The sequence below is a fragment of the Streptococcus constellatus subsp. constellatus genome (assembly GCF_023167545.1).
Taxonomy (GTDB): Bacteria; Bacillota; Bacilli; order Lactobacillales; family Streptococcaceae; genus Streptococcus; species Streptococcus constellatus.
This window is the reverse complement of record NZ_AP014647.1, coordinates 299,811-325,513: the sequence shown is the minus strand read 5'-3', so window position 1 is coordinate 325,513 and position 25,703 is coordinate 299,811. Positions and strand designations below refer to the sequence as shown.

The following is a 25,703-nucleotide window of genomic DNA, read 5'->3' as shown; positions in this document are numbered from 1 at the left end:
TAATAATATGGTTTCCTTCACATTCCTTAGCCAATGTCTATTAAGCACCAAAAATCCCCTAGAAATCATTCTAAGGGATTGACTTTACCCAGCCACTTCCACTGCTGGTTCCGTTTTTGTTTTCTTGCTTGGACTGGATAGGCGGCGCTTGCTGTCGCGGATGGTGTTGAGGTCTTTGAGGAGTTTAGCAAAGTGGAGTTTTTCGGGATAGGCTTCTGCGGAGGCTGCGGTATAGCGCATAAAGAGGTCATAGATACGGGAGAGCTCGGTACGCAACTGCTTGGTTTTGCCGACTTCTTTGCTGGACTTGGCTGCACGCGCCAGAGCTTCTGCCCGGTCATAGTCTTCCTGAGCTGTTGCCACGGCGGTAAGCATCGGCAGAAGACCCAAGGTAGTCACTGCTGCATCATAAGGTTCCTCCTTGAGGGTTTTGAGGAGGCTCTTGATTTCAGCAGTTGCGACATCGTTGGTATGCTTGGTGATGTCCTTATACTTCGCAAGAACTGGCGTTAGGGTTTCGTGGGCGGCTTTGAGATTGGGCTCCTTGATTTTGGCAAAGCCCCTATGCAAGGTAAACAGTCCGACTAGGGCACTGTCCCGCTCCTTATCCACTTCTGCTAGACTCAAGGTTTGTTTATTTTCTACGCTGGCCAACTGGGCTTGGAATTGCTCCAGCTTACTATCAAAGACTTCAAGATGATCATCATACATAGCCTCATCCTTGTAGGACTTGGCAAAGCTAGTAAGAACCTGATGAGAGTCCGTCATCAGGCTCTCAAACTCACGGTTAGTAAAGTTGCTGTAAGGCAGGGGGCGAATGGTGTAGGTTTTTGTCATAATAATCCTTTCCAAAAATATGATAAAACAAGTATAGCATGTGGTGATAAATCTTTGGCAAGGATGCCCTGAAATGTTGTTTTTAAGCTCCGAAAAGGCATTTTTCTCTTTTTCAAAGGATAAATTGCAAAAAAAAGTGCAACAAATCTAAAATTCATCCATAAGAGCCTCAAATGCTGTTTTGTAACCTAAGCATTTTCTTGGACGGTGATTTATAGCAAGTAAAGCATTTACTAACGATTCATCAGTAATGTCGGTTAGATTAGTCCTCTTAGGAAAATATTCTCTAAGCAATCCATTTGAATTTTCATTACTTCCTCTTTGCCAAGATGAATAAGCGTCCGCAAAGTAAAAGTCTATTCCTAAAGCTTCCACTTGAGGATAACAAGCAAATTCTTTTCCTCTGTCTGATGTAAATGTTTTTAAAAAGTTCTTAGGAAAAATCTTCTGAAGTGTTTCTATGACTGAAAACATTGACCTAGCTGATCGGTCAGGTATTTTAAATGCCAGATAAAAACGTGTTTTTCGCTCTACAAATGTAGCCAAGCATCCTTTGCTTTTCCCTCTGGAAGAAACCATGGTATCTAATTCCCAATGACCGAAACTTTGCCTCCTCTTCACTTCTTTAGGTCGTTTGGAAATAGGTTTACCAATAATGAATTTCCCTCTCGTCTCATGGGGTTCACGTATTTTACCTTTTCGTCTTAACGTCTCTACACTCACTTCGAGTTGGCCATTATATATCCAATTATAAATCGTTTTAAACGATACGATTGGCTTATTTTCGTACTGATAACGCCCATGAATCTGCTCGGGTGACCAGGATGCTTTTAAATGACGTTCTATATTTTTCTTCATCAGTGAAGTACATGCAGTTTTCCTTCCCTTAAGTCTAGATAATTCCTCATATTGCCTTTGTGCTTCTTCGGCAGAATATTTATTTGGACACCGTTTGATTTCTCGGCTAATTGATGAACGGTGAAAACCTAACTTAGTTGCAATATAGGACTGATTAAAACCTGCTTCAAGATATGCTTCTATCTTTAGCCGATCAATTATGGTAATATGTAAGTAGCTCATAGGATCTCCTCGTGTCTGTTTGTGTGCTTACTTACAGTTTACACGATTTGAGAACCTATGGGTTTTTTGTTGCACTATATTTTACAATTTATCAAAGAAAAAAGACAGCAAAAATCCCCATCTGATTGCTAGTAAACCTTCAGATGGGAACTATTTGTCTATAAAAAACGAATCATCCGAGCATTCAAGACTTAGAATACCTAGAAACTTTAGTGATTAGTGTCATCCTAGACATAGAATGCCAATCAATTTTAGTAAATCCTGTCATTCGAGGGATAGATTATTTGGAAATTTTCATAAATAGGACTATCTGAAAGCTAGATTCCCTCCAAATTTTAGTAAGGAAGACGATTCGACTCCTAGATTGGAGTAGGACGTTGATAAATGATATTGACTGAAGCCTTGACTGCTTCTTTTCTTCCTTATCTTCCCACTCCCAGTAGCTCAATAACCTCCTCAATCAGCCCTTTGATTTCTTTATCGCACAGAAGAGAAAGTTTTGATTACAGTTTCAGTCAATCATCATCTAAAAATCCATCTTATCTGGGTCCGGAGCACCACCTTCAAGACCTTGAATGTTTTTCAGCACTTCTAGGTCTGCCGGGCTAAGGGTAATGTCAAAGCAGTCCAGATTGCTCTTGATTCGCTCAGGCGTAACCGACTTGGGCAGGGGCAGGAAGCCCTCTTGCAGGCTCCAAGCCAGAGCGATTTGAGCGACAGATTTGCCGTATTTATCGGCCACAGCCTTGACTTCTTCATTGTGGAAAAGTTCCCCTTGACCGAAGGGACCCCAAGCCTCTAGGAGAATATCATGCTTACGACAATAGTCCACCGTTTCAGCCTGATAGACACCAGGCGCCAGACGAATTTGATTGACCGCGGGCAAAATACGCGCTGTCTCAAGCAGAGGCTCTAGGTGGTGAGGCAGGAAATTGCTGACACCGATAGCTCGGATTTTCCCCTCCCGATAGAGGTCTTCCATAGCCCGCCAAACCTCCCGATTGCGCTCCTTCCAAGCTTCCTGCTCTCGCAGAGGTTTTGGATTGGGCCAGTGGATAAGATAGAGGTCCAGATAGTCCAGCCCCAAACGCTCTAAGGAGCGGGCAAAAGCTCCTTGAGTCTCCTCATAAGTATGATTACCATTCCAGAGCTTGGTCGTAATAAAGAGCTCTTCTCGCGGTATACCACTGTCTTTGATTGCACTACCCACACTTCCCTCATTCTTATAAACAGCCGCAGTATCAATGTGTCGGTAGCCTGCTTCAAGTGCTGTTAGCACCGCCTGATAGGCCTCTTCACCATCTTGAGCCTTCCAAGTTCCAAAGCCCAAAACCGGAATCTCTACACCATTGTTTAATTGATAACGTTCCATCTCCGTCTCCTTTACTAAGCAAGCAGGCAGCCCAGTCAACTACCCCTTCCAACAAAAAATCTATTTCTTAGCTTTCTTTTTCAAAGATTTGGGTTTAAAGACATTCTCCTTGGTTGGTGCCATTCCCCTGCCGAGAAAACTATAAGTAATAAAAGTTATGCCAACTACAATCATGAGCATACGACTCAGATAACCTCATTATATCACGCCCCTTATTGCAATTCAAATCCTTAAAAACCTTTTCTTAACTACATGTATTTTAAAAAGTAAAATGAAAAGAGTCGGTTTCCCAACTCTTTCAAGATAAAAAGATTCTATTTAGCTTCATATCTTTTTTCGCCATCCAAGTAGGTTGCAACCAGTTCCAAATCCTTGTCAAGAACGATAAAGTCAGCGTCGTGACCTTCCTTGATTTGACCACAAACATCCTCAATATGAACGGATTTTGCTGGATTGAGCGTCGCCATCATAACAGCTTGGTGCGAATTAGCAATACCCCATTTTACAACATTTTTTAGACCATCTTTTAATTTCAAGATAGAACCGGCTAGGTTGCCTGTTGATTTGAGTCGAGCAGTGCCATTTTCCACTACAACCGGAAATTCACCCAGCATATAATCGCCATCTTCTAGTCCACCAGCTGTCATACAGTCGGTAATGAGGGCAATATGTTCATGACCTTTTTGCTTCATCAAAATGTCACAAGCCTTTGGATCCACATGGTGTCCATCACAGATCAGCTCAGCATAAGTGTGTGGCAGCTCGTACATAGCGCCGACCATGCCCAGCTCACGGTGAGTCAGACCACGCATGCCATTATAAGCATGAACCCAGACACTAGCGCCAGCATCTACCGCAACTTTAGCTTCATCAAAAGTTGCATTTGAGTGCCCAAGTGCAACTGTTACGCCTTCATCAGTAATGGTTCGAACAAAATCTTCAACACCTTCTCGTTCTGGAGCTAAAGCGATTTTATTGAGCAAACCATTCGATGCTTTTTTCCAAGCACGAAATTCATCCATTCGAGGATTTTTCATGTAAATTGGATTTTGGGCTCCTTTATATTTTTCTGTGAAATACGGACCTTCAAAATATAAGCCACGAATTTTGGCGCCTGTCGCTTCCTGATAATGAGCACCGATATTTTCTGTCACAGCCAAGAGTTGTTCATAGCTTGAAGTCAAAGTCGTTGGCAGAAAACTAGTCACCCCCGTCGTTAAGAGACCTTCACTCATCGTATGAAGGGTGCCCTCAATATTGTTATCCATGACATCGACACCGCCAAAACCATGAATATGGGTATCCACCAGTCCCGGTGCGATAGAATAACCTGTATAATCTATCACATCCGCACCTGCCGGAATAGCTTTCGTCCATTTGCCAAATTTACCATCTGTGATTTCTAAGTAGCCACCTTGACGGATACCATGGGGATAGAAAAATCGATCTGCTTGAATATATTTAGGCATAATAAAACCTCCTTCTTTCAGTGAGAGTTTATATAAGCTGTCACTTTAGACAACTGTAAATGGTATTTTAAATCACTCTCGCATTGTTCATTATGTCTCTTTCATTATATCGCTTTCTTTTCTTTTTGTAAATGGTATAGACCTATCTTGCTAGATTTTAAGTGATTGTATAAACACTACTGTTTATACTATTTTCTATACTGTCCATTTAACAAACTTGTAGTACACTTCGTTTAAAAGAGTGATCTAAGTTCCATATTGGCAGGAGCCGACTTTGATGCTGCTTATTTTAGGACAAATACTAGTACTCATTCCATTTGCAAGTCTTGTTTGCTAGATATTTTTCGATATTAAATTCAGACCAACCTTATAGTCGTCTTGTTTTTTCTTGTTGTTTTCATATTTTTAGTACTAAATAGATAATTTCTGTCAAATGAATCAATTAAGGCACTCAACCTAAACCATCAAGTTTATATTCGACTTTCCGGTTACTACCTTATTTAAGTCTTTATGTTCTATCTTTTATTGAATAATTATTTGTATAATGCTATAATAAAAGTAGGAAAAAGTATTTTGTGTTGATTGTTGTCACAAGGAGCTGATTCCAAATTCAAATTTAGAAGAGACAAATCAGCTTTAAATGACTTTAGTCTTCACCTAGCACACTTATCTTTGGAGGTGTACCATGAAAAAGAAAGTCTTTACAGTTGTTGTTTCCTTACTTGCTATTCTGTTTTTAACTGCTTGTGGTAATAATAAGAAATCAACAAACACATCATCTTCTGAAGTACCCAAGACTAGTTCTAGTCAAAAAGCAGAACAAAAATCAAAAGTTGTTGAATTTTCTACCACAGCTACTGATACAGTTATTTATGAAAGCAAAGGTCTTACGGTCACCTATAAAGGGTTGGAAAAAGATGATTATGAATATACTCTTAAACTAGCTTATAAAAATACTTCCAATAAGGAATATGAAGTGCAAACTCGTAATGGTAAAGTCAATAATATTTCTAATAGTGATGACCATAAAATTATCATTTGTTCTGATACCTTAAAAGCTTCTGCTGTTTCTGAAGGTGGGATTAAATTACCAATAAATGCATTGGAAGCGGTTAGTATTACTAAGCCAAAAGTTCTAGAATGCAATTTAGAAGTCATTTTTGATATCACAGAAACCATAGCCAAAGTACCAATTAAGGTTACTTTTGAATAATTCAGTAGGAGCTAATGTTTAGCTTCTCTCACATCATGTATGTATACAGTACATAGCAGCTAAATTAACTTTCAATACATATTGTTCTAATAATAAATTAAACAACCAGCCATTCCTCGCTTTATGAGGATTGGCTTTTTATATGACTAGTTTCCGAACATCCTTAATAAACTAGTTATGACAATCTCCCCATCACCATAATATTCTCATCAAAAAACATGAGTCTGGCTTATAGAACATACTAAAACTTTTTTTAATTCAATACCCACAATCTACTGATAGCCAGCAATAAGAGGTTCGAATAGTTTAACAAATGCAATTTTACAAGAAAGATTTAATCAAAAATAAAAAGTATATTTCGAAATTTGTATTTTTCTCCTTGATGAACTGGTTTAGAGTTTGTAAGTTTTGATAAAGATAAACTGTGACATCTTTCAAGTTCTATTCAACCTCTATTTGCTCTATCACATTGGATTAATAACAGAGTCAAGCTAGTATTACAGCACAGATGTTCCACTTTTTCTTGTGTACCCAACTTGATCTCATAGAGCCATTATTAATAAACTTTTTACTTGATCATGCAAGATAAGTAGAGTACAAAAAAACAAACTGCACCAGCAGTTTGTTTCTCATGATTATATTTGTTCCGCTTGGACCTTTTCCGCTAAGTTCATGGCGTGATCCGCTACTCTCGTATAGTGAGAGATGATATCAATAAAGTTTACGCCTGCTTGTGTCGAGCATTCTCCTCTATTCAGACGATGAATGTGCGTTTTCCGTAGCTTTCGTTCCATTTTATCAATCGCTTCATGCTTCGTTACTAAGCTATCCGCCAACTCAAGGTCATTATTTTCTACAGAAGCCAGGGATTCTTTAATGAAAGTCAGAGTCATGTTATAAATCAATTCCAACTCTTGCAAAGCTGCTGGAGAAAATTCCACCTTTTTCCGACGGATATAATCTGTCAAGTTAATCAACGCTTCACCATGGTCTCCGATTCTTTCTAAATCTCGAGATGAATCCAAAATATTTGTCAGCACTTCACTTTCTTTTTGGCTAAGAGGCTCACTAGATAAATCAATGAGGTAACGTGTGAGATCTTCATCAATTTTATTGATTGCTTCTTCTACCTTGTGTCCCTTGTCTGCTGACTTTTCAGTATTGTTCACAATATAATCATAAGCCAACTCAAATGAACGCATCGCATAACGTCCTAAATGAAGCAATTCTTTTTTGGCATTTCCAAGCGCCAAAGACGGAGCTTGTTTGATTAAAATCGGATCTAAATAAAGCGGTTCATATTTCACAACTTCATCTTCACCTGGAATCAGTTTTGTTACCAAGGTAGCTAACAAGCCAATAAATGGAAATTGAATAATCGTATTGGTAACATTAAAAGTTCCGTGAGCAAAGGCGATGGTCATTTCTGGGCTTAAATGGAGTGCTGCTTGAAACCAATGAATTAAGCTCGTAAATGGACCTAAAACGATCAAGCATAAAACAGTACCGACCACATTGAAAGTGACATGGGCACCTGCCACACGTTTAGCAGCAATATTGGCTCCTAATGATGCAATAATCGCTGTAATCGTTGTCCCGATATTATCCCCAAAAAGGACTGGCAAGGCTCCCTTTAACTCAATCAAGCCGCTCGCATATAAATTTTGTAGAATACCAATGGTTGCTGATGAGGCTTGAATCAACAAGGTAATACCTGTCCCTACAAATACACCTAGGACTGGATTTCCACTCAACTTTATCATATACTCACGAAAAGCATCTAAATTTTTCAATGGCTCCATAGCACCACTCATCAAATTCAAAGCAAAGAAGATCCCCCCCACCCCAAATAGAACGCGACCGATATTATTGATAGAGCGTTTTTTGGTAAAGAAGAGACAAATCGCTCCTAAAAAGAGAATGGGTAATGCATAATCGCCCAGTTTAAAACCAATGATAAAAGAGGTCACCGTTGTTCCAATATTGGCCCCCATGACAATCCCAATTGCTTGTCTGAGCGTTAAAAGACCTGCACTCACCAATCCAACTGTAATAACTGTCACACCTGAACTTGACTGAATCAAGGCTGTTAGACCAATTCCAACTAGAACACCAAAAAATGGATTGCTGGTATATTTGTCAATGAAATAACGAAGCCGATCACCTGCAGCCTGCTGCAAACCATCTCCCATCATCCGAATACTATATAGGAAAAGTCCTAAACCGCCTAAAAAGCTAAATATAATTTGCTGCCAATTGATGGACATCTTTTCTCCTCCGAAAAATCTGTAGCGGATTATCTCCTTTTCTATTTTAAAGGATAAGTGTAAAAGTAACAAGCCTTTTTTAGCATTTTTATCAAAAAAAGAAAGAAAAATAGAATTTCCTTTCTTTTTAAATATATTGATATAGCTAAAATCACGCCTTATTTTTGATCTAAATCACGGAGCATTTGATCAATTTTGTTCCCATATTCAATCGATTCATCCTTGATGAAAGTCAAATCAGGGATTTTGTACATCTTCAAGTTGTGACCCAATTCACGTTTGATGGTTCCCTTCGCCTTTTCTAAACCGGTCTGAGCTTTTTCTTGTTCAGAAGCAAGGTTGTTCATCAGCGTGTAGTACACTTTTGCCATTGACAAGTCGCCCAACATTTGCACATCTGTAATGGTAATTCCTTGAACACGTGGATCACGAACTTTTTTTTGCAAAATTTCATTGACTTCGCGTTTGATTTCCATCCCCACACGATCCACACGAAATTGATTTGCCATGATGTCTCCTTTCACTTATTTTAGAAAAAGGTTGAGGCAGACTTCAATATATCACAGTCTGTCTCCCTTTCATTTATATTATTTTGCGATTTCTTCCATAATGTAAGCTTCAATCATGTCATCCACTTTGATGTCATTGTAATCCTCAACCATGAGACCGCCTTCTTGTCCATTTCCGACTTCTTTCACATCATCTTTATAATGTTTCAAACTAGCAAGGGCACCATCAAAGATAACAACGCCATCACGAATGACACGAACCTTAGAATCACGAGTTACTTTACCGCTAACCACCATAAATCCGCCGATGGTACCGACTTTAGAAACCTTGAAGGTTTCACGAATGATAGCTTCGCCAATAATTTTTTCTTCAAATTCTGGATCAAGCATCCCTTTCATGGCATCTTCTACTTCTTCAATCACTTTATAAATGATACTGTGAAGACGCATTTCGACGTCATCCGCTTCAGCTTGTTGACGAGCTTGTGGAGTAGGACGAACATTGAAACCAATGATAAAGGCATTGGAAGCTTCCGCAAGAGTGACATCTGATTCGTTAATCGCACCAACTGCTGAGTGAACAATTGTTACTTTAACACCTTCCACTTCAATCTTCTGAAGAGATGCTGTTAATGCTTCCGCTGAACCTTGTACGTCGGCTTTGATAATAACATTGACAGACTTGACTTCACCAGCTTTAAGGGTATCAAAGAGATTTTCCAAACTAACACGATGCGTTGCTTGACGTTGTTTCATGAGAGCACGTTTTGCACGTTCTTCACCAGCTGCACGCGCTGCTTTTTCATCTTCATATACGGCAAAATGGTCACCAGCCATTGGTGTTTCATTTAAACCTGTGATAGATACTGGTGTCGATGGCCCCGCAACTTTCACTCGACGTCCACGGTCATTAGTCATAGCACGCACACGACCAAAAGTATTACCAACAACAATTGGATCTTGTACATTTAAGGTACCTTGTTGAACAAGCAAGGTTGCAACTGCACCTTTTCCTTTATCCAAGCGCGCTTCGATTACTGTACCAATTGCGCGAACCTTTGGATCAGCTTTTAGCTCTTGAATTTCAGCTACAAGGAGAACGGTTTCGAGCAGTTCATCAATATTTTGGTTGAACTTAGCTGAGATTTCAACAAATTCAGAATCACCGCCCCATGCTGTAGACATAACTCCATATTCAGCTAATTCACCGATGACACGTTCAGGATTAGCACCTGGCTTATCAATCTTGTTAATCGCTACAATAATTGGCACATTGGCTGCTTTTGAATGGTTAATCGCTTCAATTGTTTGAGGCATGACTCCATCATCTGCTGCTACGACAAGAATCGTAATATCTGTGACAGAAGCACCGCGCGCCCGCATAGAGGTGAAAGCGGCATGCCCTGGTGTATCAAGGAAGGTAATTTTCTTACCATTTTCTTCAATCTGGTAAGCACCAATATGTTGTGTAATCCCACCTGCTTCACCTGTAGCAACACGAGAATTACGCAAGGTATCCAAAAGTGTTGTTTTACCATGGTCAACGTGTCCCATGATGGTCACAACTGGCGGACGTTCTACTAAAGCATCTGGATCAAGATAATCTTCATCCACAAAGAAGCGTTCGATATCTGCATTATCGACTTCAACTTTAGCATGTGCTTCAATGCCATAATCTACCATCAGAAGTTCAATAGTATCGCCATCCAACGATTGATTCTGCGTTGCCATAACCCCCATCATAAAGAGTTTCTTGACAATTTCGGCTGGTTCACGTTTAATCCGTTTTGCAATTTCTGCAACGGTCATACCTTCTGTGTATTCAAATTCTTTAGGCAATTCATGGAACTTGCGTTCTGTAACTGGTTTTGGAGTTGGAGTGTTATTCCGATTGTTCTTGCCTTTTTTATTTTTTTTGTTATGATTCCAATTACTATTCTTTTGATTTCTCACTTGATTTTGACTGCTTCGATTCTTTTGTTGTTTTCTTGGACCATCTTCTTCGCGATCAAAGTCATCACGTTTCTTGTCTGGTCGAGCTTGTTTTTTCCGACGAGTATCAACTGCAGGAGTCGGAACCCCCTCAGGGGCAACTTGAGACTGTGGAGCCGGCTTCGTAGCCTCCACGATAGGCGCTGCTGCTTTGAATAATTCTTCTACCGGTTCTTTCCGTTTCTTCTGCTCACGTTGAGCTGCTTTTGCAGCTTGAGCCTGTTTAAAACGTTCCTCGCTTCCACGAGCATATTCGGCATTCTGTTCAGCTTTCAGAGCTGCTGCACGCGCCTTGAAATCAATGCGTGGTCCTTGATTTGATTGAGGGCGATTCTGATTTGCAATATTTGAACGATTTTGTTCTTGACGACGATTATCCTGATTGCGATGATCGCGATTGTCGCGTTTCTCGCTGCGATTCCCACGGTCATTTCGATTTTGGTTGTTTCGATTATTACGCGGATTGCGCTCTTCTCGATTTCGCTTTTCACCATTTTGTTGTTTTTGTGGCCGATTTTCTCGCTGTTTATTTCGTCGTTCTGCCTGTTCTTTCGCTTTCGCTTCTCGCTCAGCCTTAAAATTACGACTTTTTGGCTTCGCTGGTGCAGCTTTTCTTTCTACTTCCGACTTTTGTGTCGGCGCTGCTGGCTTAGGCATTACTTTTTCAGTCATTGTTACTTCTTTTGCTGCTGAAGCCGACTGCTGCTCTTTAGCCAAAGGTTGATCTGATTTTTGATTCGTTTCTTTTTTAGGAGCTGCTACTTGGGAAAAACTGGCTGTGATACGCGCGGCCACTTCATTTTCAACGCTGCTGGCATGACTTTTCACCTCAATACCAAGCTCTTTTGCACGCGCCACAACTTCCTTACTTTCTTTTCCCAGTTCTTTCGCGATTTCGTATAATCTTACTTTAGACAAATCTTGTCCTCCTCTTCTATTCCATAAGAGACCTCATTTTCTTTGTAAATCCAGCATCAGTGATGGCAAGCACTTTTCTAGACTTGCCCACAGCGGTGCTTAATTCCAGTGTTGAAAACACGGTTGATACTTCTACTTTATAGTAATGACTTTTATCAGTAATTTTCTTGGTCAAATTTGGAGCAGCATCGTTGGCTAAAAAGACCAACTTTGCTTTCCTATCTTGTATAGCCTTAACAACCAATTCTTCACCCGATATGATGCGACCTGCTCGTTGTGCTAAGCCAAGTAAATTTGCTAGTTTTTGCTTATTCAAGACCTAACTCTCTTCTTTTAACCTTATGATCCACGTAAGCAATCAGCTCATCATAAAATGCTTCTTCGACTTCCATATTGAAGCTACGGTTAAAAACTCGCTTTTTCTTAGCTTTAAGTGCTTCTTCATTATCAAGCTTGATATAAGCTCCTCGTCCATTGGCCTTTCCTGTCGGGTCAATAAAAATTTGGCCTTCTTTATTTTTGACAATCCGAAGCAAATCACGCTTGTCAATAACTTCATTAGAAACTACTGATTTTCGTAAAGGGATTTTTCTTGTTTTTGCCATTTCCCCCTCCTTAATCTTCTGCTTCAACTTCACTTTCTAAAAATTCTGTTTCCACAGGACTTTCAATTGTTGCAAATTCATCTGCTTCTTCAGCAAATCCACCAAGCTCACCTGCTTCTTCCATAGCTTCAAATTCACTTGCAGATTTGATATCAATTCTATAACCTGTCAAATGAGCTGCTAAGCGTACATTTTGCCCTCGACACCCAATAGCAAGTGATAGCTTATTATCTGGTACAACAACAAGAGCATGCTTGCTATCCTCACTATCAAAGATAACTTGATCGACTTCTGCAGGAGCAATCGCATTGTAGATAAATTCTGCAGGATCTGCCACCCATTCAATGACATCAATATTTTCCTCTACAGGAATCATACGACCAGATTTGGCGTCATATTTAGCCGGATGAAATTTGCTGGTAATTTTCTTAATATTTGCACCACCACGACCAACAATTGTACCGATTGCATCAACATTGGGATTGTGACTGCGTACAGCAACCTTAGTCCGATCACCTGCTTCACGAGAAACACTCATGATTTCAACTGTTCCGTCATAAACTTCTGGAATTTCCTGCTCCATTAAACGTTTAATCATTTCCGGATGACTCCGGCTAACAAAAACATTTACACCGCGAGGATTATCTTCTACTTTATAAACAAAAACTTCAATACGATCGTGCGAGGCAAATACTTCACCAGGAATCTGGTCTTGCTTCGACAACTGTGCTTCAATGCTACCTAGATTGACATAGATAAAACGATTGTCAAAGCGCTCGACTGTTCCTGACATGATTTCATTTTCATGTTCTTTATACTTATTGTAAGTGATTGCGCGTGTCTGCTTGCGCATTTTTTCCATAATTGTTTGCTTAGCAGACTGAGCTGCTACCCGTCCAAATTCAGTTGGTGCCTCTTCAAATTTTATTTTATCACCAAGTTCATAAGCCGAGCTAATAGCAAGAGCATCTTTTAAACTGATTTCTAAACGGCTATCAAAAACTTCGTCTACCACTTCACGAACGGTATAAACACGAAAATCTCCTGTTTTTTCGTTGAATTCAATGGCTGCACTATCTGCTTGACCATAGCGACGACGATAAGCCGAACGAAGTGACTCCGTCACCGCTTCGATAATATCTTCTTTTTTGATCCCTTTGTCTTCTTCCAAAATACGGAAGGCCTCTAGCATTTCTTTACTCATGTTTTTTCAGCTTTTGTGGAAACAAAAGCAATCCTTTCTTTATTATATTCTTGCTAAAATTTGACTGCTAATCTTGCTTTGGATACTAGCTGGTAAGGAATTTGAACAACTTTCTTACGAGTCTTATCCATATATTCCATTGTTAAATGATCTTCCTCGAAAGAAAGCAGTGTCCCTTCAAAGACTTTACTTTTATCAAGTGCTTGATACAGACTAACATGGATATATTCCCCAACTGCAGCTGCTAGTTGTTCTTTCGTTTTCAGCGGACGTTCCAACCCTGGGCTAGTTACTTCAAGAAAATACTGCTCAGGAAAGGGATCCGGCTTAATCGTATCCAAAAGTGGACTGATGATGTCCGTCAATTCTGCCGTATCATTTACAGTGATTCCTCCTGGCTTATCTACAAAAATACTAAGAACATGGTCACTCCCCATTTTACCGTACTCAATATCCACTAATTCATACGGCTCTTGAACGACCGGTTCAACAACTTCTTTTACTAATTTGACAATCGTTGTGATAAGACTACACCTCCTCACAGATAAGAGGCGAAGATATTTCCTCGCCTCTCTTTCATATTCATTATCTACATTATAGCATAAGAAAAAGGAAAATACAAGAAAATTTATTCTTGTATTTTATTTGATTTGATAATTGTGTCTAACAAATCATTCTTAAGCAAATTCACCATAACACTCAATAAAAGAAATTATCATTAAAACCACGCCCCACACAATTTTTATTTTGGACTTAAATAACAAACAATTGACCTACAAGATAAGTCACTGTCATGGTCAAAAGTCCAATGACTAAATTTCGAATCATGGCATTTTTTATCGGTGCTTTTCCTAATTTAGCGCTAGTATATCCCGTCCCTAACAATGCTAAAGCAACAACAATGACTGTTGCTGGAATGCGATAGCTAGCAGGAAGGAAAACTATGGTTAACATTGGAAAGATGGCTCCTACTGCAAAAGCAATAAAACTAGATATTGCTGCATGCCATGGATTTGTAAATTCTTCCACCTCAAGTCCATATTTTTCTTCTACCAAAGCCTTAAGCGGATTTTTCAAAAAAGCTCGATTGGTCAAGAGTTGGGCAGATGTCTCACACTCGCCATTCTGGATATAAGCTGCATAAAGTGACTGTCTAGCAATCTCTGGATTTTTTGTTAAAAGTACTCGTTCTCTGGCAACTGCAGCCTTCTCCGTATCCTTTTGGGTTGAAACAGATACATATTCACCACCTGCCATGGAAAAAGCTCCTGCAAATACTGCCGCTAAACCTGAAAGAAATATAATCCAAACACTTTCCGTTGCACTTGCTACTCCTATAACGACACCCGCAATAGAAATAATACCATCATTAGCCCCCAATACTCCAGCCCGTAAAATATTTAGTCGACCGCTAAAGTTCTTATCAATCTCCTGATTATTTGTCATCCTAAAACTTCTCTTTTCTTTTTTATTTAGAATTATTATAAATAAAAATCTCATAGGACACAATAAAAAATCGGAAAATGAGAAAAGTTCCACTATTTTAAGATAAAATTCCTTAGATATCTACTCAAAAAATGATAACTTTACTGTTTAGCAAACATAAGGCAAGATAATTGTAACAAATTATAGCTAACTTTAAAGTTAAGGAAAAGCCCTCTGATGGATAGCACAATCTTCTGTAACATTTTGAAGCGTTATGCTGTCACTATTTTTGTACTCGTGAATGAGTCTGGGACAATAGTCCCTTTGCTACAAAAAAAGCAACGGATTTGCCGTTGCTTTTTGCATGGTTGCGATAGTCTTGGTAAAATAGAATTGCCCAATGAACCATTTAGAAAGGCTATCCCATGCATATTCACTATAACACAAATCAAACAACTTTACCACTAGAAATCAGTTCTTTCTTGCCACAAGACCATCTCGTCTTTACTATTGAAAAAGTGGTGAATACTTTGGAGGATTGTCACTTCCACACGTTCTATCATAACTTTGGTCGCCCGTCTTATCACCCTAAAATGCTTTTAGCCGCTCTACTATTTGCCTACTCGCAAGGGATTTTCTCTGGACGAAAAATCGAAAAAATGATGATTGAAAATCTGGCTATGCAATACCTAACAGGACAGTTGGTTGTCAGCTATCGCACCATCAATCGTTTTCGAGTCGCTGAAGGAATGGAAGAGCTCATTCGTGATCTTTTCATCGACCTCAATCTTCGTTTAAAAATGGAAGAGTTAGTGACCTTAGATTGTCTGTTTATTGACGGGACTAAGATTGAAGCCAACGCTAACAAGTATAGTTTCGTGTGGAAAAAGGCCACAGACAAGTTTTCCGTCAAACTTCAAGAACAGATACAGGTCTATTTTCAAGAAGAAATCACTCCCCTTATCCATCAGGCCATTAGGCTGGACGAAGAAGAACCGATTGCTTCAGAGCAGTTGATTGAATTCGCTCAAGTCCTCGAAGAAGAATTGGAAAAACTGAACCAAGACATTGAGGAGACACCCGTTAAAGGAAAGGATGAACGTAAAACTCAACGTCGGAAACTCAAGAAAGTCCTGCGTAAAGTCAAGGATGATTTTTCAGTACGTGCTGAAAAATATGAAGGCTACCAAGAGACATTTGAAGGGCGTAACAGCTTTTCCAAAACAGATACAGATGCCACTTTTATGCGGATGAAAGAAGACCACATGAAGAATGGTCAACTCAAGGCTGCTTACAATCTTCAAATCGCTACTGAAAATCAATTTGTTCTTCATTATGATGTCTTCTCAAATCCGACAGATACCAAGACTCTCCTGCCATTCCTTGAAACTTATCCACATGACTTGAAGACCGTTGTCGCAGATGCCGGCTATGGAAGTGAAGAGAACCTCCTTCGTTTAGATGAAAATGAGGTGAACCATCTGATTAAATATGCCATGTTTGATCAGGAACAGAAGAAAGGGTATAAACAGTCGGCTAGAAACTTAGCGAATTGGTACTATGATGACAAGGAGGATAGCTACACTCATCCTGATGGCTGGTGCTATCGTTTTCATCATATCAAACATCAGAAAACACAGACGGACTTTCAACAGGAAATCAAGGTTTACTACGCTGATGAACCTAAATCAGCCCCTCAAAAGGGACTATATATCAACGAACGTTATCAACACTTAAAAGCTAAAGAATGCCAAGCGCTTTTATCTCCCGAAGGTAGACAGATTTTCAATCAACGTAAGATTGATGTGGAACCTGTCTTTGGGCAGATAAAGGCTTATTTGGGTTACAAGAGATGTAACCTAAGAGGCAAGCGTCAGGTGAAAATTGACATGGGTTTAGTGCTCATGGCCAATAATCTCCTTAAATACAATAAGAGAACGACTCAAACTTAAAAAGCTAGAGTTCCATAATTGGGAATCTCTAGCTTTTTTGTGACTGAGAACTATTTTGTCTCAGACTCATTTTATTGCTTGAAATATCGGCTACTACTTCGTTATTTAAACTATTTTCCTGAAAACCAAAAAAGACCGCATGGTCTTTTTCATTATTTATTTTACATTAAAACGCTGCTTCGACTCGATAAATGACTTGGCCTTTATTAGCAAATTTTTGCTCGTATTCTGTCATCACATTGTCTTCAAAGTCACTCGCATGTAAATCCAACCAAACGCCATTTAGTTTCATACCATATTGGGAAAAACTAACAAGGCTATACTCAAAGAGACCACGATTATCTGTTTTGAAGTGAATTTCACCATGATCTGGTAAAATCCGCTTAAAGGTATCTAGAAAAGATTTATAGGTCAAACGACGCTTTTCATGACGTTTCTTGGGCCAAGGATCAGAAAAATTCAGGTACAAGCGATCAATCTCCCCATTTTCAAAATAGTTAGTCAAATCAGAACCATCTACCCAAAGAAGTTTGATATTTGGAACATCTGTCGCTAAAACCTTGTCCAAAGCATAACTCAAAACAGATTTTTGAATATCGATTCCAATATAGTTAATTTTTGGATGAGCTTTTGCCATTCCTGAAATAAATGCACCTTTTCCACTCCCTACTTCAACATGAATAGGGTAATTATTTCCAAAAATCTCGTGCCACTTGCCTTTTGCTTCAGTAGGATTTAAAATCACATACTGGGGATTTGCTTCTAGTAATTCCGTCGCTCCCTTACGATTCCTGACTCTCATAGTACCTTTCTTCCGTATTTTGAACGGAAGTTACGTAGTGCATAAATCTCCCGATTCACATTTTCTAAGTCTGCATTCTCATAGTACTTGGCAATCTGGCACAAGTAAGCATATTGACCATACCAGTATAATTTCTTCAATACGGTTGCATTATACCGATAGCCATAATAGGTCAACCATTCTTTCCAACGTACTTCTGGAATATAGTGGCTTAACATATGGGCTACATCAAACATTCGATCTGTCAAACGCACAGAATCCCAATCTACCAAATACACCAAACCGCTATCTGTTTCAACCCAATTGCTATGTCGAACATCGCCATGTACAATCGTTGCATAATCCTCACGAAATTGTGGCAGACTACTGTGCATATCTTTTAAAACAGATCGCAAATAATGATTATGACTAAGTGCAATTGGCGCACGATCTAACCAAGACTCAACTAAATCTGCTGGAGTTTCCAGAGCATAACCTAGCCGGCGTAATTGCGTCATTAACGGACGTGAACGGTGCAATCTTGTCAAAATATTCACAATTTGCTTTTTATCCATTTCATCCGGTGTCAAAATTTTTCCTGACAGCCACTCTTGCGCGCTCATGACATTACCATCTGCCATGCGACGACTCCACAATAGCTGTGGTGCAATTTGTTCTCTAGCTAAACCTACTAAGATTGGGGTTGTATTCATCTTGACGAAAACGCGCGCCCCATCTGGATAGGTGCCCATGTAGGCTTTTCCACTTTTACCTGCAATCGGTGTCAGAGTTAGCTCATTATCAACCAAGTCCATGATTCCCCTCCGTAAAAAGTTTCCTATCTATTTTACTAATTTTACTTCCTTTAGTCAACCAAACTTTTTAATTTAACTGGTAAATAGAGAAAATAAAGCAATAGTGTAACTCCTGCCATGAAAAGCAATGCAACTCTATCTTGGAAAAATAGCAACGCCATAATTGTTTCAACTAACAGCACACTGTAACCAACAAGAACAATCACTTGTCTCACACCCTTTAACTTTAATCCGATTTCTAGAGGAAATAAGAATGTCAAATATTGATAATCAAAAGCATTGTACAAAGCGGTCAATTGAAATAGCAAAAGATAATTCAACAGTATCACAAAAACAGCCGCAATCCAAGATTGACCGAGCAAGCCAATTCCTAAAAGAGATAGAAATAGCAACCGCATGGTCAAAGCCAGAAAATCACCATTTCGCAAATAAGAGCGTAAAAACATATTCTGCCAGGTTGTTGATTGCCTTTTTGGCAAAATAGTTGTCAAACTATCAAGATAGGCTCGGCGTTTCACGCTATTGGAGATTCCTTTTACATTGGTAAAGAGAGCAAAGAAACGCAAGATTGTCTGCTTTCGTCTCTCCTCGTAGTCAATGAGATAGCTCCAATTTATGCCTACACCTTGATAAAATCTTTGGCTCTTTTTCAAAAATAGAAACCATTTTGCTATTAACATAAAAAATACAAGAATAAACCATCCCCAAAATGGTAATCCTAGCGCCAAAAGGAGTGGCGCTGCTAGTAATAGAATAGCCGTTTGAAATACACTCCATAATAAATAAGATGAACACATTTGTTTTTGTAAATAACTTTTTAATTCTTCTTCTTTGACCAACAAAAATAGACTATCTGGCTTTTCCATATACGTTGCAATTCTTCCCAAAGGCAACAAGAACACCAAAAGAACTGCTAAAGCAAGAATAATTGGCAGGTGATTTTTAGGAAAATTTCGCAACAGTTGACTATATTGAACAGCTAAAAAGCCAATAAAAACTAATAAAAATAGAACAAAATGGTCGTTAAAAACATAGCGTGAATATTTCAAACATTGATTGCGAAATACTTGCTTGCGCTTTTGAAACACTTCTTTCATAGGCTTGCCTCTTCCGTCAATGCCAGATAGATCTCATTCAGGCTAGCTTCTGGCATAGAAAATTCTGATTGCAACTCTGATAAGTTACCTTTCGCTCGGATTTCCCCCTTGTGCAAAATCACGAATGAATCACACATTCTTTCTGCTGAGTCCAACACATGCGTACTCATCAGGATAGACTTGCCTTTTGCCTTTTCATCTTTCAAAAGCTCTATCAAATCAGCAATCGCTACTGGATCGAGTCCCAAAAATGGCTCATCCACGATAAAGAGACTCGGATCAACTACAAAGGCGCAAATAATCATGACTTTTTGCTTCATTCCCTTTGAAAAGTGAACGGGGAACCAATCCAATTTTTCTTTTAAGCGAAACTTGGTCAATAATTGCTCCACGCGCGCAAAAGCTACCTCTTGATCGACATCATAAGCCATAGCAACTGTTTCAATGTGCTCTCTTAAAGTCAATTCCTCATATAAACTAGGGGTCTCTGGAATAAATCCAATTTTCTTACGATAAGCCATGGGATTGTCTTGCAGTTTAGCGCCGTCAATTAAAATTTCCCCTTTATAAGGAGTTAAAAGTCCGATAATTTCATTGATTGTAGTGGATTTACCCGCACCATTCAAACCAATCAACCCCACCAGTTCCCCATTTCCTACTGTGAAACTGATGTCTTTTAAAACAGGGATATTCACATAGCCCCCTGTAAGCCCTTTTATTTCTAACATATTTTCTCCAAATTCTGGTATAATGTTCTTATATTATAACAAAATCTAGCAAAGTAGAGGTAAATTTGATGGCAAATTGCATTTTTTGTAAGATTATTGCAGGAGAAATTCCAGCTTCTAAAGTATATGAAGACGAAGAAATTTTAGCATTTTTAGACATCTCACAAGTAACGCCCGGGCATACCTTAGTTGTCCCCAAAAAACATTTTCGTAATATGCTTGAAATGAACAGTAAAGCTGCCAGTCAACTCTTTGCACGCATTCCAGATATTGCTCGTAAAGTGATGAAGGCGACTGGTGCAAGGGGGATGAATATCATCAATAACAACGAAGAAATTGCCGGTCAATCTGTTTTTCATACACATGTTCATTTAGCACCACGCTATACAGAAAATGATGATTTAAAACTGACTTTCGTGGCGCACGAACCGAACTTCCCTGCTCTTGCAGAATTAGCCGAAAAAATTTCAAAAGCATAAGGAGAAACCATGAAACTTAGCAATTTATTATTATTCACCGGTGCAGCTGCAGCCAGCTTTTCCCTTGTTAAAAATAGAGAAAAACTCATGAACGAGGCTGTTGAAAGTTATGAGCTAATGGACAGGATTCAAGACAATCTACAAAATATTCAACGAAATCTCCAAGTCGTTCAAGAGCAAAAAGACAATCTCCAAACAATTTCACAGGATTTGACTTACCAATTCAAACTTTTTGAGCAAGACGCTACTACTCGACTTCAGCAAATTCAAGATATCTGGAATGCTCACATCAACTAAGAAGTTAAAAAGAATTTAGACACACGCTAAATTCTTTTTTATTATGTCATTGTCCGTATTGACCGTAATACTGTCCATTTTGATCTGTTCCATAAGGATTGCTTGAATACGCAGAAGAATCAGCAGCACCAGTTGTTGCGCCATTTCCTGACTGACTGGAACTAGGAGCAGCACTGCCATACAATTCTTCATATAAAACCGCATTGGTTTCCAATTCAGTCACTTCGTCCAAGCCAAGCGATTTTCTCAGAACATTTTGCATTTCCAACATATGCTCCGAAGTTACGATTTGGTAAGATCCACCGTCTGGTAAAGTGACACCCTCACCTTTCAATTGCTTACTTTCAATATTTTTAAAAGCATCTTGGTAACCTAATAATTGCGGAATACTGCCAGAAGACAACTCTACATTGGTCTGCATATTGTTGCTAACAGCTTTTAAAATTGCTTGATAGTGGCTGACACTGTTTAAGCTCAGCACTTTTTGGACCACTTTTTGAATGACTTCTCGTTGACGCTTTTGACGACCATAATCTCCTTCTGGATCTTGATAACGCATACGAGAATAAACAAGTGCTTGATCACCATTGATATGTTGTTCCCCTGGTTCAACAACTGCTTTGTATTCTGGCTCGTTTTCTTCAATCGAGATAGGAAAACCAAGAGTGTTATTGACCGTAATGCCTCCAACAGCATCAACTAATTGTACCAGACCTTTCATATTGATCAGAACATAACGATCAATGTGAATATTCATCATTTTTTGAATCGTTGAAATCGCTAGTTCGGCACCACCATTAGCATAAGCTGCATTAAGTTTTGCTTGCGTCGTCCCATCAGCGGTTTTAATTTTGGTAAGAATATCCCTTTCCAAACTCATCATTGTCGTTTTTTTTGTCTTAGGATTAACTGTTACGAGAATCATGGAATCACTATTTCCAGCCCACCGATCTGACCGTGATCCACTACCTGTATCTACCCCCATCAAAAGCAAGGTCAAAGGTTTGGTAGCGGCAATCACATTTGTTTCTTTCCCAAAGCTTTTATAAGTCTTAGACAAAGCATCTGTTGATTGGTTATAAATAGTAAATCCATAAACGCCTAGCCCCGCGATAGTTACAAGACACAAGCTCAAAAACATTAAGATAATTTTTTTAAACATATTTATTCTAGTCTATCAGTTTTCCCATTAGATAAACATCAAGAAATTCCCCTTCTGTAAGATAGGCCCCTCTTTTTTGAACGCCCTCAATCTCAAACCCAAATGCCTGATACAAATGAACAGCACGTTCATTTCTTGCTTGTACAGTCAATTCTAATCGCCGAATCACTCCAGAATTCTCTGCCCAATTTATCGCCTCTTCTAAAAGAAACTTGCCTATACCTTGATTCCAAAATGCTCTTTTAACTACGATAAAGATCTGCCCAATATGCCGAATCCGCTCATGAAAATCAGCTGTGATACTCACAAGACCAGTAATTTCATTATCTAATAGTGCAATTAGATAAATCTGATTATCTGACGCGGCCTGATGTTCAATGAAAGAGCTCATCTGCTCCTCTGTCATCAAAATCCCTGCGTCATCTAATGTCATGTAATCTGACTCTTGCCCAACATGATTAAGAAAATCAATCAAATGTACAGCATCCTGAATCTCTGCTTCTCTTATCAGCAATTCTAACTCAGCCATTGAAAAGTTCCTCAAGTAAATTCTCAGCTCGATGGCCTTTTGCGTCAAGGATCAATTCTCGACCATCATTTTTTCTTAGAATCGTCAATTTGAGATAATCGCTTGGTAAACTATCTTCCAATAATTCACCCCATTCAATGACTGTCACCCCTTCACCAAAGAGAAAGTCATCTAAATCAATCGAATCTGGATCTTCCCCAATGCGATACACATCCAAATGATAGAGTGGAAGGCGGCCATCATATTCCCGAACAATCGTGTAGGTCGGACTTTTAATCATTTGTTTGATATCTAGCCCACGTGCTAATCCTTTGGTAAAGGTTGTTTTTCCAGCTCCTAGATCACCTGTTAAAATCAAAACATCTTGTTTTTGGAGTAAAGCGCCTAATTTCTCGCCCCACGCCATTAACTCATTTTCATTATGACTAAACATTTTACTATTATATCAAAATTTTTCGTTTTCTGCTAAAATTTGACAAAAGAAAAAGGAGTGGGACAGAACTCGTTTTGAAAATTTTTAGTTCGTAGTCTCACTTCCACAAAGATGCTCAACAGTCTGAGAGACTATTGAGGTAATGCATAAAGAAAATAGAGTTTTTGTTAAAAGGACTCTTCTGAGTTTAAAAAGCAACTATTCTTGAGACTTGCTTCGCAATCTCTATTCGCCTCTCAAAGCTGTGCTTTGAGCAATCAACTGCTGTATCGGTGATTTATTCAACAGTGTGCTTGAAACTAGGAACTTTCGTTCCAACCTCATTTTTTTCAATCATTAAGCCAGAGCTAAACTGATAAAGTTTAGGATAAATAAGACATCCAACACCCAGATAATGGGATGAACTTCCTTAGCTTCACCCTTGATGATTTTCACAAAAGCATACATGATGAAACCTGCAGCAATACCATGAGTAATACTGTAAGTAAAGCCCATGAAAACGGATGTAAAGAATGCTGGTACTGCTTCTGATAAATCGTCCCATTCAATATCTTTCATGCTAGAGAGCATCATCATTCCCACAATGATAAGAATAGGTGCTACCGCTACTGTTGGTACAATAGCAAGAAGTGGACTAAAGAAACTTGACACAGCAAACAAAGCTGCAACGACAAGCGCTGTCAAGCCAGTACGACCGCCCGCTTCAATTCCAGCTGCACTTTCTACATAAGTCGTAACATTTGAAGTCCCTGCAATCGCACCAATAGTTGTCCCAACCATGTCTGAGAATAATGCCTTATCCATTTTAGTTTGAAGGCCAGACGAATCTTTAGCAGCTTCTTCATCTGCAATGTTAAAGATGCCCGCTTTGCGCCCTGTACTGATCAACGTTCCGATGTTATCAAAAATATCTGTTAATGAAAAGGCCAAAATAGCAAGAAGCACTTCTGGGATGCGAGAAGGTTTTGCAAATAAAGCTAATAAGCCGTTTTTGCCTAAAGCTGCACCAAAAATCTTTCCTAAATCCTGAACAGCAGCACCGATATTATTGGAAGCAAAATTGATTTTTGAAAGATCTACAACTCCCACCAAAATGGCTACGATTGTGGTTGCCGCAATAGATAATACAATACCTCCGCGCACACGTTTCAAAACAAAGAAAATGGTGATGAAAATTCCAAACAAAGCTACAAGAACAGCTGGGTTGTTAAAATCTACCAAGCCCGGTGTTGCCATTCCATTGGCTGTAATAGCTGCTTGTGCCTTATCAGCACCTTTTCCTGTAACGCTATAAGTTCCCGGATCAATTGAGAATTTTAAAAGTCCAGCTTTTTTAACTCCAATGTAAGCTAGAAAAATCCCAATCCCACCAGAAATAGCATATTTTAAACTTTCTGGAATTGCATGAATAATAATTGTACGAACTTTGGTTAGAGTAACAACAATGCTGATAATCCCGCAAAGAAAAACCATCGCCAACGCTTCTTGCCAAGTATAACCAAGCGCAAAAACAACGGTATAAGTAAAGAAAGCATTCAATCCCATACCAGGAGCCTGAGCATAAGGAATATTGGCATACAAAGCCATCATCAGCGTTCCAGCAACAGTCCCAATGATTGTCGCCAAAAAAACACCTTGAGCTGGCATCCCTGTTTGACTGAGCATCTCAGGATTGACAAAGAGAATGTAACTCATTGCAAAGAAAGTGGTTAAACCAGCAAGAACTTCTGTACGAACAGTTGTACCGTTTTCTTTTAGTTTAAAAAACTTGTCCATTTTTAAATCTCCTTAAAATTTACGAACGATAGTAGATATAATAACACAAAACATTCATAATTTCAACAGATTTTCAAAAAACAAACAAATTATCACAGTAATTTTCATATAAAATCTTTATTTAGACTGATTTTTACTCAAAAAGACCAAGGACATGATTTGAATAAAGGTAAACCCTAAAATGAACAGCAGACTCTCCCGCTGCAAAGACGCTGCCAGACGCTCAAAAACTAGTGTGGGATGACTAACTAAATCCCAAGAATTAAGTCGATCATAACGACCTATATAGATGGCTAAACTAGATAAAAACGACACTGCTCCAATAGCTAAATACTCTATCCACCAATTCAACTTTAAATAATGTACAATCATGTTCCAGCTCTCAATTCCACATAAAACTCCAAAGAAAATACTTGGAACAAATGCCATAAAAAGATGTAAGCTTTCTCGATTCCACAAGGTATCACTCACCCAGTGCATGTGTACCAGGTCCGTAATCATATAGAACGTATTGGGGTAAAATGCTAGCCAAGGAAGAATGACAGGTAGGAAAAACCATTTCTTTTTAAACTGAATGGCTAGAAAAGCCGCATCATAGGCAATCAAAGCTAAAAACATATTCCAGATCAAATCCGGCCCCTTCGTTAAAATTCCTTCGACATAAACAATAGCAGAAATGATTGCAAAGAAAATATGAATGACAATTGTTTTACGCATGCTTGATTTCCTCCTTCATTATATAAGAAAACATTATATCACAAAT

General features: G+C 38.9%; 25 protein-coding genes and 1 pseudogene. 4 read left to right on the top strand and 22 right to left on the bottom strand.

The genetic code is table 11. The annotated features are described in order from the left end of the window. Window positions 1-84: 84 nt before the first annotated feature. The 4 genes from SCSC_RS01675 to nagA form a co-directional block, all read right to left on the bottom strand. The gene (locus tag SCSC_RS01675) at window positions 85-837 is read right to left on the bottom strand and encodes a DUF6261 family protein (protein ID WP_006270108.1); all 753 of its coding nucleotides are present in this window, start codon (window positions 835-837) and stop codon (window positions 85-87) included. A 147-nt stretch (window positions 838-984) separates the two neighbouring features. Continuing rightward, the gene (locus tag SCSC_RS01670) at window positions 985-1,917 is read right to left on the bottom strand and encodes an IS30 family transposase (protein ID WP_022524711.1); all 933 of its coding nucleotides are present in this window, start codon (window positions 1,915-1,917) and stop codon (window positions 985-987) included. A 526-nt stretch (window positions 1,918-2,443) separates the two neighbouring features. Continuing rightward, a complete protein-coding gene (locus SCSC_RS01665; protein WP_006269955.1) occupies window positions 2,444-3,289 on the bottom strand; it encodes an aldo/keto reductase in 846 nt (281 codons plus the stop codon). Window positions 3,290-3,603: 314 nt separating this feature from the next. After that, window positions 3,604-4,758, bottom strand: coding sequence for an N-acetylglucosamine-6-phosphate deacetylase (gene nagA, locus SCSC_RS01660; RefSeq protein WP_006269950.1), 1,155 nt, complete (start codon window positions 4,756-4,758; stop codon window positions 3,604-3,606). A 685-nt stretch (window positions 4,759-5,443) separates the two neighbouring features. Here nagA and SCSC_RS01655 point away from each other — a divergent pair. Continuing rightward, entirely contained in the window at window positions 5,444-5,971 is a 528-nt protein-coding gene (locus SCSC_RS01655; RefSeq protein WP_006269952.1) for a hypothetical protein, read from the top strand. Window positions 5,972-6,606: 635 nt separating this feature from the next. Here SCSC_RS01655 and SCSC_RS01650 read toward each other — a convergent pair. From SCSC_RS01650 to SCSC_RS09455, 9 genes and pseudogenes are all read right to left on the bottom strand, one after another. Continuing rightward, complete coding sequence (locus tag SCSC_RS01650) at window positions 6,607-8,238, bottom strand: Na/Pi cotransporter family protein (RefSeq protein ID WP_006269954.1); 1,632 nt, start codon at window positions 8,236-8,238, stop codon at window positions 6,607-6,609. Between the two features lie 158 nt (window positions 8,239-8,396). Then, entirely contained in the window at window positions 8,397-8,747 is a 351-nt protein-coding gene (gene rbfA / locus SCSC_RS01645; protein ID WP_006269951.1) for a 30S ribosome-binding factor RbfA, read from the bottom strand. Window positions 8,748-8,825: 78 nt separating this feature from the next. After that, on the bottom strand, window positions 8,826-11,657 hold the full coding sequence (gene infB, locus SCSC_RS01640; protein ID WP_006269948.1) for a translation initiation factor IF-2: 2,832 nt from the start codon (window positions 11,655-11,657) through the stop codon (window positions 8,826-8,828). A gap of 16 nt (window positions 11,658-11,673) precedes the next feature. Continuing rightward, entirely contained in the window at window positions 11,674-11,973 is a 300-nt protein-coding gene (locus SCSC_RS01635; RefSeq protein WP_006269949.1) for a YlxQ-related RNA-binding protein, read from the bottom strand. After that, window positions 11,966-12,262 carry an RNase P modulator RnpM gene (gene rnpM / locus SCSC_RS01630; RefSeq protein ID WP_003070354.1) on the bottom strand — a complete coding sequence of 99 codons (297 nt, stop codon included), beginning with the start codon at window positions 12,260-12,262 and terminating at the stop codon, window positions 11,966-11,968. The genes SCSC_RS01635 and rnpM overlap by 8 nt, the downstream gene beginning before the upstream one ends. 10 nt (window positions 12,263-12,272) lie before the next feature. Continuing rightward, the gene (nusA, locus tag SCSC_RS01625; protein ID WP_006269956.1) at window positions 12,273-13,466 is read right to left on the bottom strand and encodes a transcription termination factor NusA; all 1,194 of its coding nucleotides are present in this window, start codon (window positions 13,464-13,466) and stop codon (window positions 12,273-12,275) included. A 53-nt stretch (window positions 13,467-13,519) separates the two neighbouring features. After that, complete coding sequence (gene rimP / locus SCSC_RS01620) at window positions 13,520-14,008, bottom strand: ribosome maturation factor RimP (RefSeq protein WP_006269953.1); 489 nt, start codon at window positions 14,006-14,008, stop codon at window positions 13,520-13,522. Between the two features lie 211 nt (window positions 14,009-14,219). Beyond that, complete coding sequence (locus SCSC_RS01615) at window positions 14,220-14,912, bottom strand: VIT1/CCC1 transporter family protein (protein ID WP_003073834.1); 693 nt, start codon at window positions 14,910-14,912, stop codon at window positions 14,220-14,222. 262 nt (window positions 14,913-15,174) lie between these two features. After that, window positions 15,175-15,356 (bottom strand): annotated as a pseudogene (locus SCSC_RS09455) (hypothetical protein). On the opposite strand from SCSC_RS09455, the gene SCSC_RS01610 reads away from it, so the two are divergent. After that, window positions 15,317-16,843, top strand: coding sequence for an IS1182 family transposase (locus SCSC_RS01610; protein WP_115342906.1), 1,527 nt, complete (start codon window positions 15,317-15,319; stop codon window positions 16,841-16,843). The pseudogene SCSC_RS09455 and the gene SCSC_RS01610 sit on opposite strands and share 40 nt — an antisense overlap. 166 nt (window positions 16,844-17,009) lie before the next feature. Here SCSC_RS01610 and trmB read toward each other — a convergent pair whose 3' ends face one another. The 4 genes from trmB to SCSC_RS01590 are packed head-to-tail and all read right to left on the bottom strand — an operon-like array spanning window position 17,010 to window position 20,264. After that, window positions 17,010-17,645: a tRNA (guanosine(46)-N7)-methyltransferase TrmB gene (gene trmB / locus SCSC_RS01605; RefSeq protein ID WP_003078354.1), complete on the bottom strand. Its 636-nt coding sequence runs from the start codon at window positions 17,643-17,645 to the stop codon at window positions 17,010-17,012. Then, the gene (gene ccrZ / locus SCSC_RS01600) at window positions 17,642-18,439 is read right to left on the bottom strand and encodes a cell cycle regulator CcrZ (RefSeq protein WP_006269344.1); all 798 of its coding nucleotides are present in this window, start codon (window positions 18,437-18,439) and stop codon (window positions 17,642-17,644) included. Before ccrZ ends, trmB begins: the two co-directional genes overlap by 4 nt. Before the next feature lie 50 nt (window positions 18,440-18,489). After that, a complete protein-coding gene (locus SCSC_RS01595; protein ID WP_006269357.1) occupies window positions 18,490-19,536 on the bottom strand; it encodes an ABC transporter permease in 1,047 nt (348 codons plus the stop codon). Continuing rightward, window positions 19,533-20,264 carry an ABC transporter ATP-binding protein gene (locus tag SCSC_RS01590; protein WP_006269366.1) on the bottom strand — a complete coding sequence of 244 codons (732 nt, stop codon included), beginning with the start codon at window positions 20,262-20,264 and terminating at the stop codon, window positions 19,533-19,535. Before SCSC_RS01590 ends, SCSC_RS01595 begins: the two co-directional genes overlap by 4 nt. Before the next feature lie 68 nt (window positions 20,265-20,332). Here SCSC_RS01590 and SCSC_RS01585 point away from each other — a divergent pair, with 68 nt between their 5' ends. Together SCSC_RS01585 and SCSC_RS01580 are read left to right on the top strand one after the other, a co-directional pair. Beyond that, window positions 20,333-20,743, top strand: a complete 411-nt coding sequence (locus SCSC_RS01585; RefSeq protein WP_006269359.1) for an HIT family protein — start codon at window positions 20,333-20,335, stop codon at window positions 20,741-20,743. A 9-nt stretch (window positions 20,744-20,752) separates the two neighbouring features. After that, on the top strand, window positions 20,753-21,040 hold the full coding sequence (locus SCSC_RS01580) for a hypothetical protein (protein ID WP_006269352.1): 288 nt from the start codon (window positions 20,753-20,755) through the stop codon (window positions 21,038-21,040). Between the two features lie 46 nt (window positions 21,041-21,086). Here SCSC_RS01580 and lytR read toward each other — a convergent pair whose 3' ends face one another. The 5 genes from lytR to SCSC_RS01555 form a co-directional block, all read right to left on the bottom strand. After that, on the bottom strand, window positions 21,087-22,202 hold the full coding sequence (gene lytR, locus SCSC_RS01575) for a glycopolymer--peptidoglycan transferase LytR (protein ID WP_006269345.1): 1,116 nt from the start codon (window positions 22,200-22,202) through the stop codon (window positions 21,087-21,089). Window positions 22,203-22,209: 7 nt separating this feature from the next. Next, window positions 22,210-22,731: a GNAT family N-acetyltransferase gene (locus tag SCSC_RS01570; RefSeq protein ID WP_006269358.1), complete on the bottom strand. Its 522-nt coding sequence runs from the start codon at window positions 22,729-22,731 to the stop codon at window positions 22,210-22,212. After that, window positions 22,724-23,164: a tRNA (adenosine(37)-N6)-threonylcarbamoyltransferase complex ATPase subunit type 1 TsaE gene (gene tsaE, locus SCSC_RS01565; protein ID WP_006269361.1), complete on the bottom strand. Its 441-nt coding sequence runs from the start codon at window positions 23,162-23,164 to the stop codon at window positions 22,724-22,726. The genes SCSC_RS01570 and tsaE overlap by 8 nt, the downstream gene beginning before the upstream one ends. 336 nt (window positions 23,165-23,500) lie before the next feature. Continuing rightward, the gene (locus SCSC_RS01560; RefSeq protein WP_003070376.1) at window positions 23,501-24,940 is read right to left on the bottom strand and encodes an NCS2 family permease; all 1,440 of its coding nucleotides are present in this window, start codon (window positions 24,938-24,940) and stop codon (window positions 23,501-23,503) included. Between the two features lie 117 nt (window positions 24,941-25,057). Beyond that, window positions 25,058-25,657 (bottom strand): DUF1361 domain-containing protein, encoded by a 600-nt coding sequence (locus tag SCSC_RS01555; RefSeq protein ID WP_006269355.1) that lies wholly within the window; start codon window positions 25,655-25,657, stop codon window positions 25,058-25,060. Window positions 25,658-25,703 lie beyond the last annotated feature (46 nt).